Source organism: Pectobacterium nicotianae (assembly GCF_023272715.1).
Lineage (GTDB): Bacteria > Pseudomonadota > Gammaproteobacteria > Enterobacterales > Enterobacteriaceae > Pectobacterium > Pectobacterium brasiliense.
Genome location: NZ_CP096821.1, coordinates 2,009,686 through 2,022,324 on the forward strand (window position 1 = coordinate 2,009,686; position 12,639 = coordinate 2,022,324).

Annotated in this window: 15 protein-coding genes; 8 read left to right on the forward strand and 7 right to left on the reverse strand. The window is 51.7% G+C overall.

What is annotated here, in order from left to right; genetic code table 11:
• Positions 1-8: 8 nt before the first annotated feature.
• From MYB54_RS09065 to MYB54_RS09080, 5 genes are all read left to right on the forward strand, one after another.
• Positions 9-326 carry an ArsR/SmtB family transcription factor gene (locus MYB54_RS09065; RefSeq protein WP_425353149.1) on the forward strand — a complete coding sequence of 106 codons (318 nt, stop codon included), beginning with the start codon at positions 9-11 and terminating at the stop codon, positions 324-326.
• A gap of 313 nt (positions 327-639) precedes the next feature.
• Positions 640-1,188 (forward strand): cysteine hydrolase family protein, encoded by a 549-nt coding sequence (locus tag MYB54_RS09070; RefSeq protein WP_226292778.1) that lies wholly within the window; start codon positions 640-642, stop codon positions 1,186-1,188.
• Between the two features lie 784 nt (positions 1,189-1,972).
• Positions 1,973-2,083, forward strand: a complete 111-nt coding sequence (locus tag MYB54_RS22055; RefSeq protein WP_226292866.1) for a TetR/AcrR family transcriptional regulator — start codon at positions 1,973-1,975, stop codon at positions 2,081-2,083.
• A 182-nt stretch (positions 2,084-2,265) separates the two neighbouring features.
• Positions 2,266-2,472: a hypothetical protein gene (locus MYB54_RS09075; protein ID WP_226292779.1), complete on the forward strand. Its 207-nt coding sequence runs from the start codon at positions 2,266-2,268 to the stop codon at positions 2,470-2,472.
• 51 nt (positions 2,473-2,523) lie between these two features.
• Positions 2,524-2,871 carry a carboxymuconolactone decarboxylase family protein gene (locus tag MYB54_RS09080; RefSeq protein ID WP_005967016.1) on the forward strand — a complete coding sequence of 116 codons (348 nt, stop codon included), beginning with the start codon at positions 2,524-2,526 and terminating at the stop codon, positions 2,869-2,871.
• 262 nt (positions 2,872-3,133) lie between these two features.
• Here the strand turns inward: MYB54_RS09080 and mobH are convergent, their stop codons facing one another.
• Positions 3,134-4,924, reverse strand: a complete 1,791-nt coding sequence (gene mobH, locus MYB54_RS09085) for a MobH family relaxase (RefSeq protein ID WP_005967014.1) — start codon at positions 4,922-4,924, stop codon at positions 3,134-3,136.
• Positions 4,925-5,288: 364 nt separating this feature from the next.
• On the opposite strand from mobH, the gene MYB54_RS09090 reads away from it, so the two are divergent.
• From MYB54_RS09090 to MYB54_RS09100, 3 genes are all read left to right on the forward strand, one after another.
• Positions 5,289-6,005, forward strand: coding sequence for a hypothetical protein (locus MYB54_RS09090; protein ID WP_005967010.1), 717 nt, complete (start codon positions 5,289-5,291; stop codon positions 6,003-6,005).
• A gap of 1 nt (position 6,006) precedes the next feature.
• Complete coding sequence (locus tag MYB54_RS09095) at positions 6,007-6,582, forward strand: hypothetical protein (RefSeq protein WP_226292780.1); 576 nt, start codon at positions 6,007-6,009, stop codon at positions 6,580-6,582.
• 182 nt (positions 6,583-6,764) lie between these two features.
• A complete protein-coding gene (locus MYB54_RS09100) occupies positions 6,765-7,133 on the forward strand; it encodes a DUF3742 family protein (RefSeq protein ID WP_456107100.1) in 369 nt (122 codons plus the stop codon).
• Positions 7,134-7,139: 6 nt separating this feature from the next.
• Here MYB54_RS09100 and MYB54_RS09105 read toward each other — a convergent pair whose 3' ends face one another.
• The 6 genes from MYB54_RS09105 to radC all read right to left on the reverse strand — a co-directional run bounded on the left by MYB54_RS09105 (position 7,140) and on the right by radC (position 12,456).
• The gene (locus MYB54_RS09105) at positions 7,140-8,663 is read right to left on the reverse strand and encodes a conjugal transfer protein TraG N-terminal domain-containing protein (protein ID WP_005967004.1); all 1,524 of its coding nucleotides are present in this window, start codon (positions 8,661-8,663) and stop codon (positions 7,140-7,142) included.
• An 11-nt stretch (positions 8,664-8,674) separates the two neighbouring features.
• Positions 8,675-9,025 carry a hypothetical protein gene (locus tag MYB54_RS09110; protein ID WP_005967002.1) on the reverse strand — a complete coding sequence of 117 codons (351 nt, stop codon included), beginning with the start codon at positions 9,023-9,025 and terminating at the stop codon, positions 8,675-8,677.
• Positions 9,022-10,425, reverse strand: coding sequence for an integrating conjugative element protein (locus MYB54_RS09115; protein WP_456107099.1), 1,404 nt, complete (start codon positions 10,423-10,425; stop codon positions 9,022-9,024). The genes MYB54_RS09110 and MYB54_RS09115 overlap by 4 nt, the downstream gene beginning before the upstream one ends.
• Positions 10,426-10,429: 4 nt before the next feature.
• On the reverse strand, positions 10,430-11,365 hold the full coding sequence (locus MYB54_RS09120) for a TIGR03756 family integrating conjugative element protein (RefSeq protein WP_226292781.1): 936 nt from the start codon (positions 11,363-11,365) through the stop codon (positions 10,430-10,432).
• Complete coding sequence (locus MYB54_RS09125; RefSeq protein ID WP_005966996.1) at positions 11,362-11,796, reverse strand: TIGR03757 family integrating conjugative element protein; 435 nt, start codon at positions 11,794-11,796, stop codon at positions 11,362-11,364. The genes MYB54_RS09120 and MYB54_RS09125 overlap by 4 nt, the downstream gene beginning before the upstream one ends.
• Positions 11,797-11,958: 162 nt before the next feature.
• Positions 11,959-12,456, reverse strand: coding sequence for a RadC family protein (gene radC, locus MYB54_RS09130; protein WP_005966994.1), 498 nt, complete (start codon positions 12,454-12,456; stop codon positions 11,959-11,961).
• Positions 12,457-12,639: the final 183 nt, after the last annotated feature.

Consider the following 12,639-nt stretch of genomic DNA (forward strand, 5'->3'; position numbering starts at 1 on the left):
AGGCAGTTTTGAACCGTCATAAATCTATGTTATTACATGATATTACCATCCTGGCAGAGACGTTCCGTCTGCTAGGTGATACCACTCGACTAAGGATTCTTTTCTTTTGTCTGTCAGGTCCCAGAGCGGTAGGGGACATTGCCGAGGGGCTTGATATTTCTCAGGCACTAGTCAGCCATCATCTGCGATTGCTCAGAGGGGCAAGACTGGTCAGAGGTGAACGAAAGGCAAAACAGATTTTTTACGAAATTGATGATGATCATGTCAGGGGTATTCTGGTTAATATGGAAAGCCACATCGATGAGTGCCCTTCTGGTGAAGAATAAGCGAATTTATGCCCGCCAGTTGTGGTACTTACGATCTCTCCGCGGATTTCTCATTAAGCGATGAGTGGTCATATGCCCTTCTAAGGGGTTAGTCGTTATTTAAGTGTTGTTGATCAGCAGATTTGTATTACACAGAAACTGGTGTGTAACTAACAGTCATTAATAAGCAATCTGCAGTATTACCGTTTCAACAAAAGCCTTGAGAAAATTCGTTTTGTCGTTTTTGGCGCTTTTAATGTCGACAGTGCCACTGTTTTGGTTGTTACCCTATTGCCATAATAGTGTTCATTAAAAGCGCAAACAGGAAAACATCATGAAACAACGTGGTTTAATCGTTATTGATCTTCAGAATGAGTATCTACCGGACGGCAAACTGCCTCTTTCAGGGATTGAGGCCGCCGCAGAAAATGCAGCAAGAGTGATTGCCGATGCACGACAGAAGGGGATGCCTGTTTTCCATATTCGTCATGAATTTGCTAATGGAGAGGTTCCTGTGTTTGTGCCGGGCACTGAAGGGGTAGAGATTCAGCCTGCTGTGGCTCCGGTGGCTGGAGAGCCAGTCATTGTCAAAAATTACATTAATGCATTTCGTGAAACAGATCTCAAACAGCAACTCGATACGCATGGGGTTGAGGAAGTGGTCATTGTTGGTGCGATGAGCCATATGTGTGTAGATGCGTGTGTGCGGGCATCCGCTGATATGGGCTACCTAGTTACGGTATTGCATGACGCTTGTGCCACGCTTGACCTCACCTTCGGCGGCGTAACGGTTCCCGCTGCTCATGTGCATGCGGCGATGATGGCTGCATTTGAGTTTGGATATGGTCCCGTGAAGTCAACAGAAGCATACCTTTCCGTCTGACAAGCGTTATATCCTTCCATACCATCCAGCCTGCTGGTGTTCGCTCTATCACAGGAGCGTCGCCAGTTGTTTCCCGGCGTTGTCAGAATAGGCAATGCCGTTTTAGTTATGCTTATTTCTGGTTTTCTTCACGACATGTGTCAAACCGGTAACCGTATTTACCGATTTTAGGTGAGTGTTGCCCTTTCCGGTGAATTCTCATAATGAGATCGTAGTCCTATCCGTGATGAAATTTATCTACATTTTATCGATAAATGACCCGATTTCATCGAAAACTGACCTTTTGCCTTACGGCGAGATTTCCTGATTCCACCATAATAACAGCAACGGGCTATGACACTCTGGCTACCGCTCCTATAGCTTCAAAATTAATCAATGAAATAGTCACCATTACTGCGATATTGATGCGGCCCTTAGTTAATTTTGAGGAATTGTTACTCTTGAATCATTCTATTTTTGGATCAAAACATGGCTCTGCACCGATTCCTCTTTCACTGCTGGATTTCGCAATGGCAGGGAAGTCGCTGATGCTTGTGAAGCCAAAGCCAAAACTCGTGATTTAGCCATCGACACGCACACAAGCGCTCAGACCCTTCTTGGTCTTTCACCAAGAATTGTTGAAAAATGGCTTCATGAAATCAAAATTTGATAGCCTGCGGTAATACTTTAAAAAGGCATTGCGATTAATTTTTTAAGGCTGTAAAGTCTACCTACTAGTAGATAGTTTTGTGGTTTCTGAAAAAAATTGACAAAACAGGCCTTGGTAAAAGAATCGATGATCTTGATGAGGAAGAAAGGATACTCCTCCTTTAGTTATGCTGATTTTGCAACAAAAATCGGAATAAGTAAGGCCTGCATACATCATCACTTTCCCTCTGAAGAAATGCTGGAGTAAGAGGTTATGGGGCAATCGCTACAAATGTTGGCTCTTGGTCTCAAGTCCATTTTCAGGGAACAATGTAGTCTCACACAAAGAATTAAAGCATATATGGCAATTTTTTGGGAAGGGCAGAGTTCCGGTCAGCTTTCTTTATGTTGTGCACTGTCTTCTGAACTTGAAGTCTGCCAGAAAATATTGTGGAACTAACCGCAGATTATTTTAATATTCAACTCAATTGGTTGAATAAAATTTTACTTGCAGCAAAGCGAACTGGCGAGCTTGCACCAAATATTTTACCACTTAAAGCTGCTTGGCTAATAATTGGTACATTTGAAGGCGCAAGTATTGTGTCGCGAGTACTAAGAAGCACCTCTATATATCAGGATAATCTCAAGAAGATATGATCATATTCTCTTGAAACTAATAAATCCACTGACGACAATTAGGAGTTAAATATGGCTGTAACTGATTGGAAAGATATGCGCGCTGGGTTACTTGAGCGAGTTGGAGACCTTGGGAAACTCTCACCAGATACGCTAAAAGGAGTAATGACTTTGGCTGGCGCTGGTGCAAAAACAGGGCACCTTGATGAGAAGACGCGAGAACTTATTGCGATCGCTTGTGCGGTGACCACCCGCTGCGAAGGATGTATTGCTGTTCATTCAGAAAGTGCGGTTAAAGCAGGCGCGTCTGAAGGAGAAATAGCTGAGGCTTTAGGCGTGGCGATCAATATGAATGCTGGTGCCGCTTTAACTTATTCGACTAAAGTTCTGGATGCAGTCAAGCAAATAAAAAATAGTTGATATGCTCTAGGATTATTTTAGTAATATTTTTTGGTTTTTATTCCAAAGCAGGGACGGAAATATCTTGTCTGTCTCTGCTTTTTAGTAGATGTTAAATTGCAGTTAATATAAATCAGTTGCAAAGTCATTGCATTCATCTTTGGGTGCTAATTTCCTCATTTTCATATCACCACTTTCAAGTGCACGAACCTTTTTGACAGAGAAGAAAGGCGAAGCTCTATTTTACGCCAGGACTGAAAAAAGGGAATATATCGCGATCAAATCACGATCCTGATGCAGATGATATAAGTGAGAGATACGGGTTGTTTGGCAGCGCTTCGTCAAAAATCAACTCGGGATCGGATAACAGGTAGCCGTTCAGTCGGTGTGATTTGCGTAGTCCACTGATTGTGCAGGCCCAGATGTTCAGGCCGTTGGTTTGTTTACGATGGATTTGCAGATGTTCAAAGCGTTTCTGTATCCACTGCCAGTCCTGAATTTTCTCCTGTTTTGCAAACGCCCCGACTTGCAGGTGTTCTTGCGCATAGCGCTGGAAAACGCCAGGGCTGACTAGAAAAGCCGTATCGTCCACGCTATGTATCAGGGCCTTTGCATCATTGATGATGATCTTACGGGATTGAACCCCTTCTCGCAGCCAGATCATGAAATGATCGGCGGAAGGTTGTTTGGTAGGCTCAGGATTGAATTGTGTATTCAAGGGCTGTGTCGAGGCTAGCTCATCAGCATCTGATGCGTTGCTGTCTGGAGGTGCGGTGTGAGGTGCTTCGGTTGGGATCAGCATGGCAAGCATGTCTTCCATGACAGCGTGTTGCGCTGTTGCTGCCTGCGCTGCTGCAATGCCAAGTGTGGTGGACGAGGCAGATACTGCTGGTTCAGTGACGTCAGGTATTAAGTCGTTGCTATCGGCGGGGCTGATGTCTACCGTCACCGTTCCTGTGAAGGGGGCCGGGCGCTCGGATGTTTCCCAGATCAATGCCGGAGAGAGTTTCAACAGAGTGAAACTGTGTGACCAACCGGATGCGCTGCTGATGGTGGCTTTCCAGATTGCCTTGCCATCTAGGGTTGGCTGCAGTACGCCATGCTCCTGCAACACGTTGAACACAGCCGTGTTATTGGATGGAATGCCTTCGATCCCCTGTGCCAGCAGATGAGCTCGCAATTTGTCAGAGACGGTCTTGCTGACCAGCCAAAGCGTGTCCTCTGTCAGCCAGCCATCCGAAGCCTGGGGCTGGTTGATTTTCAATTCTTCCTTGAGCAGGTAACGCAACCCGTCGAGTAACTTGCGCTGTAGCGCCTGCTTGGGAGCCGCCAGGATGACGCGGTTGGGATTTCCGCCCAGTTCCTGAGCCACTGAAGCGCGATCGGCCTGGATGACGAGTTCGCCCAGCATGCCGGCGTGTTCGTATTGGCCAGCGAGCACATACAGCAGCGAAGTCCAGAGGACAGGGTAGCTGCTAAGCCAGTCGAGGATGTGGCCATCGAGTATTTGCCGGTAGAGCAAGCCAGTGGCGGCTCCGTGCAGGCGGTATTCACGGTCATCCCGGTAGCGAAAGCGGTAGGGCTGTTTCAGCGGTCCATGCCAGGGGTGCCAGAGGCTGCCATCCTCGTGCTCAATGTGCAGATCAACGGCGATCTTGCCGATGTCGTGGAGCAGGGCTGCATAAGCGATGGCTGCTGTCCAGGCTTCTGATTGCGTGGCTTGATCTTCCGGAGGTGTGCCTGCCGGCAGCAGGTGGGATTGTCGCAGTTTCAATGCAAAGGCGACGATCTCAAGTCCGTGATCGAGCATGCCGCCATGGTAAGCATGATGATGCGTTTCCGAGGCGGGAAACAACTGTACCAACTCTGCGTAGCGCTCCAGAGGTCTGCGGTAAAGTGTGATGAATTGCTTGCGAGAGAGTGAGGTGCGTTGCCAGATATGTTCCAGCAGCTTTTGCCGACGAGGCGTGTCCAGCAAGGACGCAGCGGGTTCTGGCTGGAGTAGCCCTTTTTCTGGCATGACAAGATCTGGCTGGGCTGGCGTGGGCTTTTTTCGCTGGAACAGAGTAAACATTGTGGTGCCTCAGGTGCGGGGTCACGGGCCTTTTCCTTTTCTGGGTAGAGCCTTTCCCCTTAACCCATTCCATTACCTGTTTTGCCCTTGTTGGAGCCTTTTGATATAGCGCTGTTTGTCTGTGCCATCGAGTATCAATGCGGTAGGGGGGAATTCTTTTTGTGTTGGGAAATGGATGGTTATATGAAGGTCTTGTGTCTCAGAGGTGTCAATGGGGCTTCGCGTGGCTCTAACGATCATGCTTCTGATAAAAATAAATAATGTATGGGGTAATGAGGCAGAGTGCTTCATGGTAAAAGATATTTTCAGATAAGATGTATGGGAAATGGATGTTACATGGTTATTGAGCAGTGGAAGGACGAACGTGAAACTTTATGAAAACGTGGTGATTGGTAATTTTCTTTATGGATTGGGTGTTTCCATAGGAGGACGTCTTAAATCCGGATACCTTCCGAGTGCTGTCAGTTTGTTGCAGCAGACTCCGGAAGATAAGGCGCTAGGTGATGTTCTGCTCGATTTTCCAGGCACGTTACGTCTTATCGAGTTCAAAGCACAGGGGAACTACTCTAAAAAAGAACTCTCTCGGTACAAGAATCTGTTACCGGCTATAGAAGGTTCGCCGGAAATGCTGAGTATCTCTCGCAGAGTTCACTGGTATGTGGAAACGGCACCCTCTGCTCTGAAAGGTGTTGAAGCATTCTTTTCTCCTTATCTTGATGTATTCGAGACAGAAAAACCTGCGAAACAGCCATTTGCTCTGGAGAGGTTCATTGAATCCGTGGCGGATGACGCGGTTTCGTCGAAGAACGATGAGCGGGATGCATTGGAGAAAGACTATCTGAAGCTTGTGCGCTGGTTTCAGGGCGCGGGGGAAACCGGTGCGGGTGCGCTGATTGTGATTGTGGGTTCTGGTGGTGGCATAGAATTTGTTGCGCTGGAGGATTTGATGGCGCTGAACATGTCCTATCAAAAATGGATGGCGTATAGGCAATATCAGGAATTGAAGATGGAAAAAGCATTGGAAACGGGGCTTAAGAAAAAAGAGCTGCAAAAGGAGCTAGGACGGAGCTATGGGAGATAACATGGATAGACGCCTGACAGATCATGATGTCCAGTTGTTCTTTGACGCGGCTAAAAAGTTGAGGGAGGCAGCGGAGTGCGATGGTGAGAAAGCCAGAGAAGCAACGGCGACTTTGGAATCTTTTGTTAAAAGTATGAGCATCCACCTTCAAACTTTGGAAAAAGGTGTTTCCCACAAGATAGCTGATTCAGCGGAAACAACCGCAACCCGGGCTGCGGAGCTACTGAGTGCCAAGTTTCGGCAGGCAAATGATGCAGCTAAAATAGCAACAGAGCAGTACCAGGAAGCGGCAGAAAATCTCAAATTTAAGAACTGGCTTTATATTCTGGGTCCACAGATTGTAATGATGCTGATTTTTATCGCATCTATTTTATTTTTGGTGCCTTCGTTAGACGAGATTCAGCAACGCCGAACAGAACTGTCATCTCTTAATGAGCAGATCAAAAATTCCCGTCTAACATGGACCACGTGCGACGGCGACAAAAAATGTTTCCGGACTGATGAGCGTGGGCATGGTGGGAAGCTCTACACAAACGAACGAGATGGCAGTACCTGGCGTATTCCTTGGACAGAGTAATTCCATTCAAAAGCCATTCTTGAAACTGCCCGCTGCCGAGTGTTTTTCTCCCCCCCGAAAAACTAGATATTTGATGTATGGTATTTCTGCTCTAAGCTAAGTAGACAAGGCGATTTCTATAACCACATCGCGTATCAATCGCTGTAAGGTGGGCTTTCGGTACAAACAGGTGATGCAGGCAAATGATGACCATGAATAGCACGAGCCATAACAGTATTGCAGAACGCTTTGGCCGTTGGCTTGGCAAAGGCTGGCGTGGCTATGTGCGTTGTGAGCAACAGATATCATGCTGGCTTGTCGATCAGGGAATGTCTGCGAAGGGTGTGTTTACTCTGCTGTGGATTATCAAACTGGCTCTTCTGGGACTATTGCTTTATGTGGCATTCTGGTTGGCTCTCTTGCTTATTTTTGTTGTCGCTGCTGCCCTGATGGCTAATGCTGCTGGGTTCGGCGATGAGCCTCCAAAGCCAGAGTGGCGTAACGGCCCTGCAGGATTCGGGCTGTATACCTACGATGGCTTTCGTATTGATCCGCATATTGACGACGATTAAAAGAGCTTATTTTTTCGATACGGATTTAAGTGCCATGCCACCCCCTTTGCCTCCTGCTGTTTTGACATCACTGGTCGCTCCCGCAAGCCCTTGAAGAACATTGCCGGCGCGGATGCCTGCCCAAGCCAACGCCATGATCCAGAATGTGGGTAGTACAATGAACATCGAGCCCATAACGAAGTTCAGCAACATGTCGCCGAAGGTATTGTGCATGCCTACAAGCGGATCAACATTGTTATGCGGCCGATTCCAGCCCCATCCCCATCCGTAAAGCGCATCGAGGATCGTACTGTCGAGCCAGCGTGCAAGCTGGAACCAGAAATCCACAAAGAACAGCGCAAATTGCACGATGCTGAGCGTGACAACGGTCTTCAGGTCGTAGGTGCCGACCAGGAGCACCAGAGGGATACAGATCACCAGCGCCATCTTCAGTAGTGCAAGCACCATCGGCAGTGCCTGGCGTACGACGTCCAATGCCGGGAATGCGGCGATCCCTCCAATGGTCATGCCGATGTCTCCTGCAGCACGTGTGACGATATTCGGTAAGGTTTTGTCGATTTGACCGCCATAGTCTGTGTAGACATTGCCTTGGTTGAGTTTTTGCTGGCGGGGAGAAGCAAGCGCCCTGATGACGGAGTCATCTACCTCTGCTCGGCTGATGAATCCCACCCAGTTGGCGATGCGACTGAGTAGACTGGGATCGACCTGTGCCAGCAGGCGCGCGCGTAAACCGTTGCCACCATCACTCCACCACTGTCGGCAACTTGGGTAGCCCGCACCGCTTGGCACCTGAGCCAGTCCAGCGTCACGATTGCTGTCGTAAGCCCAGCCCTCACGTGGTGTCTTGGCGCGGTAGGTGTCATAGAAGCCGCCGGTGCTGACAAAATAGGTCGAGCCGATCCAGGTCACGTCGTGCATTTGTGCTTCATCAAGATCAGGACGGCTCATGAACAGTTTGGCGCGTGCAGGGCCGTAGCAGTCGTGGGTAAAGTCTGCGACTTCCTGAGCCAGTAGGGGATCATCAATACGGGTGGCATTGATCTCCATCCGCATTTGTCGCAGGTCGGTGCCGCATGGGATAGCCGACACCGAGGCACCCGTGATCGCGCGTGAGAGCGCATGCATGAAGGCCCACCATACTGGCACTTTTGCACTCTGGTTGTTGAGGGTGCTGAAGGATTGCGACCAGCCCGTGTCTTCGGGCTGTGGCACGCTGATCTGGCACTGTGCCGAACGCGCCTGATCGTACCTGATCGTGTTGAGGTCAACATCAATGAACGGAATACCGGCGAACATCACCACCACGATCGCCACCCATACCCGGTTTTCAATGCGCATTGAAGACAGAATGCCCTTGTTGCCTTCGTCGGCACCCTCGGTACGGGATCTCAGCCACTCGTCGATGATGATGGCCACGAAGGGGAGGACGAACACACCGCTGGAAACCAATACTGCCCAAATACCGTTGTGGACGACCCAGCTCACTAGGGTCAGGTAATACTCCAGATAATCGGTGGTGAAAAGCGTCATGGTTATATCCCCTATACGTCCTGTACCAACAGGCTGAATTCCAGTACCAGCAGTGCGGCGATACCGGAAATCTCGGCACGAATGAGCCTGCGCCGGGCGTCGGAGCGGGTATCGCGCAGGAGCAGGCGGCGGCGCATCCACAGCCAGCCATAAACGGTGGCCCCGTACAGGCACAGACGCCACAACAGAAAATAGCTGGCTGCATCGGCCAGCCAGTGTTCCCAGCCAGCGATGCTGCCAGCGAAGTAGATGCCCAGGACGTTGGCTGTGACGGTGATGATCAGCAACGCCACCGTCCACAGGAGGACTCTGACGGTACGCCAACGGAACAGACGGTGTGATCGCAACCAGGCAAGACTCATGGCGTGCCTCCGGGGTTGGGGCGTTGCAACTGGTCAAGACGGTTAGGTACGGGATCACCTTCATAAATGCCGCGTGAGCCTGCCGCGCGTGCGCTGTGGCGCTGGATGATGGCCATCGGCGAGTTGTTGGCGAGTTCGCGGCGTAGTTCAAGCTCGGTTTTGAGATTGAGGATCTCGCGGTCAAGCGTGTTGCTTTCCTGATCGACGGCGGCGACTGCCAATTGGTTGGCGGCGACGTTTGGCTCTTTCCTGCCGGTCAGTAGCGTACGTTGCAGCAGCAGGGCTTTTTCCAGTACCGATGCCAGCGCGACTTCGGAGGCCAGACGTCGGGCCAGTATGTCTTGATCAGGTTCGTCACGCAGTGCCTCGATCACGCCACGGGTGATGGGCAGTGAAGTGCTGCCAGCCTTGCGAAGGTTCTCGAACGTGGTGTTGCGTGCTCCGCTGACCAGCTCTTGCAGCGCTTCCAGTTTGGTGTCGTATTCGTCCTGGATGACCGGGGTCAATCCGACGCCAGGCAAGGTCTCGGTCTTGGTGCAGCCTTCGCAGGTGCGTTGTTCCTGTTCGCCCAGCACACGCGTGGCAAAGTCGATGGCTTGCTGGGGGGATGCCCACGTCTGGCAGGACAGGCTTTGGCAATTTGCCGGGTCGATGGGGGCGGTGTCGGTTACCCCACGGCCATTGACCAGGTTGTAGCCTGCACGGGTTACGTCCCCGACGACCTTGATTGAGCGCTGACCTGTACCGCCGGCATTGCTGCCACCCACCCACGGTACGCCGTCGTTACCCCGGTTTTTTTCGGCCAGTTCAATGGCTGAAACAGCGTCGCTGCTGGCGACGGCCTGGCGCAGCGCCATGCCTTCGGCGATCTGGCTCCAGCCGAGCTGGCCGCCTGCGGTGTCTGCCATTTTTTCAGCCATCGCTCGGCAGGTGAGTTTGGAGCGATCAAAGTCGAGTCGGGCTTGCAGAACGCCATTGGTCAGCAGGTTATAGAGGCCCGGATCGGCCCGCTGGATGATCAGTGCGGGCAACGAGGCGACGGCGCTGGTGGCGCTCTGGATCACGTTACCCATGATGTTCTGAAAGCCGTTGGTCAGCCCATTGAGCTGATTCTGGATGGTGGTACTGATGTTCATGTCACCGCAGATCAGGTTGCTGTTCCAGCCTACACCGACACCAATCGAGCGCATGCCGGCCGCACCGCTCATTGATACGGCGTTACCGCCGCCGATGGAGTACATCACTTCATCACCAATGACGGCTCCGCTGTTCTGGAAGCCTCCGTCCTGTGCCAGAGCCAGGCCACTGCTCAGCGTCAGTGCAGCAACCCATAGCGTGTGTTGCCACTGGCGCGGTGCAAGAATTGAAAACGCTTTCGGGTCGAGACGTTTCATCATCATGTCCTCAGTTGAAATCCACGCTGCCGAGAAAGGTCTGGCCGCGTCGCTGGCAGCAGCTATAGGGTCGCCATAGTGCCCAGGCGTAGTTGTCTTGCTGTGCCTGAGTGCGTGTTCCGTTGTGTGGGAAGACCGTGCAGGAAGAGGAGGGGTGAGGGGCCAATTCTTGCCATTTGCCGGTTGCAGCATCGCTTTCCATCAGTGCGCCTGCCGGCCAGTAACCGTCGCGTGCATTGGCGAGCAGGGGTTGGTATACGTGCAGTTGCCCTCGGCGGGTCACGATATCGCCTACCCGCTGGGCGACCACGGCGCTGGCCTTGTAGCTGTCCACCTGGTGCAGGAAACCGCCGCGCGGATAGACGTTGCCCCACAGGTTCAGTGCGGTGCGTGCGCCGATCTCGCGCATACCGGGGATCAGTGCCTCGGGGTACACCGATTCAGGGATGTTGTAGCGCCATGCGATGGTATCGAGTGTGCTCAACAGGTACGGCATGAAGGCGGTGCCAGCACCGTCGCAGATGGTGCCTGATGATGATGCAAACTGACTGAACACCTGGCCGCCGGGATGGCCGATCACGTCTGCGTTACGGAACCTGGATAGGTTGTTCTCGCTGCCATGGTTGCTGGTGCCGTCACCACCGCTCCGGGCCGTGGTGTTGGTTTGGCTCATGGCGCGTACTTCAAGCCATGGATTCTCGCCAGTGTTGCCGTAGCTCGACACCACGGCGTCGGGGACGTAGTGCCTGACTTTGACGGAGGTACGAACCGTACATCCGAATTTGGTACAAAGCAGCCAGTAGCAGATCCCGGTGACCCGGTATTCCAGGCAATCAGGGGATAATGATGAGGAGATGATGGCAGCGGTGTTGAGGGAAAACGAGGAACTGGCTGCCGTGAGCAAAACGGTGGCAAGGCTGACGCGCAGACGGTGGGGGAGTCTCATGGCTGAGCCTTCCTGTATGTGTTGATACGCGCCACTGCTTTGGCGACGTCAGGTTCGCCATAAACCACATAGCGTTGAGCGACAATGACGGCCGGAAGGGTGGTAATGCCCAGGCTCCAGGCATTGACAACATCCTGATAGGCTTCGTTGATGCGTTGCTGCAGAGCTGTGCCGCCTTCTTTCAGGCGTTGTTGCACGATGATGGCAGCGCGGACGGGGTCTTGGGGGAGGTTGGCTGCTAGCTCAGCTTCGATGCGGGAGGGGCGGTCCAGCTCGATGAGCTGGGTATTGCCCAGGTTTTGCATCGGGTGTCGAGTGTCAGTGACGGCCAGAACCTCTGTGGCCTGTGCTGGTGAAGCCAGCAACACAATGAGAAAGCCAGCGGCAATCGTATGCCGCCAGAGGGAAGAGGTGAGAGCGGGAGACAGCATATCGGAGCACCACGAAATTGATCATGGCGGTAGTCCACTCCAATCTGCGTCAGGAAACGACAAACAATCGGGAAGAGCTGATCTCCGGTTTTAGGGAAGAATAAGCAAAAAGGCATCGAGTTGTCCTAAAGGGACCATTCGATGCCATGAAGAACAGGATGGTCAAAGTAGCCCCATTTCAGCAAAGGAAAAGGGCCGCCCCTGACCGACAATGACATGATCCAACATGCGCACGTCAACAGCGTCCAGTACTCCTTTCAGGCGGGAAGTAATGAACTTGTCTGCATTACTGGGTTCAGTGAGTCCTGATGGATGATTATGTGCGAAGATGATAGCTGCGGCATTGTGCGCCAGTGCTCTGGATAACACGACACGGGGATACACTGACGTGCTGTTTACCGTACCCTTGAACAACTCTTCATAGGCGATGACTCTGTTTTGGTTATCCATAAACAGTGCGGAGAAGACCTCGTTAGGCTCCTGTGCCAGTCTGGTACGAAGAAAATCCATAGTGGCAGCCGAGTTTTGTAGTGTCTGGCCGCCACGGAACATCCTACGTTCCACGATTTCCATAGCGCGGGCGATAATCCAGTCTTCGTGCTGAGCGTCCAGTATGTTGAATAATCTGGCGCTGTTTTTGAGAACAACAGATGTAGACATTATTTGCCTCCTTGAACAAATGGAGGTGCCGTTCCTGGAGGACGGTTCCCCCAATGTGATGGAAAGTGCATCCTCCGCCTGAAGCTGGCGGATATCCGCGTAATTGATGCGAAGCGGAACGGGATACAGTCAGCACGGCGGGTGTCGTGCCGTAGCCTCGAAGACTGTTGGCTACCTGGGCTT

Coding starts and splice junctions, on each gene's coding strand:
- MYB54_RS09070 (WP_226292778.1), top strand. CDS start 640: ATGAAACAACGTGGTTTAATCGTTATTGATCTTCAGAATGAGTATCTA.
- MYB54_RS22055 (WP_226292866.1), top strand. CDS start 1,973: ATGAGGAAGAAAGGATACTCCTCCTTTAGTTATGCTGATTTTGCAACA.
- MYB54_RS09080 (WP_005967016.1), top strand. CDS start 2,524: ATGGCTGTAACTGATTGGAAAGATATGCGCGCTGGGTTACTTGAGCGA.
- mobH (WP_005967014.1), bottom strand. CDS start 4,924: ATGTTTACTCTGTTCCAGCGAAAAAAGCCCACGCCAGCCCAGCCAGAT.
- MYB54_RS09095 (WP_226292780.1), top strand. CDS start 6,007: ATGGATAGACGCCTGACAGATCATGATGTCCAGTTGTTCTTTGACGCG.
- MYB54_RS09100 (WP_456107100.1), top strand. CDS start 6,765: ATGATGACCATGAATAGCACGAGCCATAACAGTATTGCAGAACGCTTT.
- MYB54_RS09105 (WP_005967004.1), bottom strand. CDS start 8,663: ATGACGCTTTTCACCACCGATTATCTGGAGTATTACCTGACCCTAGTG.
- MYB54_RS09110 (WP_005967002.1), bottom strand. CDS start 9,025: ATGAGTCTTGCCTGGTTGCGATCACACCGTCTGTTCCGTTGGCGTACC.
- MYB54_RS09115 (WP_456107099.1), bottom strand. CDS start 10,425: ATGATGATGAAACGTCTCGACCCGAAAGCGTTTTCAATTCTTGCACCG.
- MYB54_RS09120 (WP_226292781.1), bottom strand. CDS start 11,365: ATGAGACTCCCCCACCGTCTGCGCGTCAGCCTTGCCACCGTTTTGCTC.
- MYB54_RS09125 (WP_005966996.1), bottom strand. CDS start 11,796: ATGCTGTCTCCCGCTCTCACCTCTTCCCTCTGGCGGCATACGATTGCC.
- radC (WP_005966994.1), bottom strand. CDS start 12,456: ATGTCTACATCTGTTGTTCTCAAAAACAGCGCCAGATTATTCAACATA.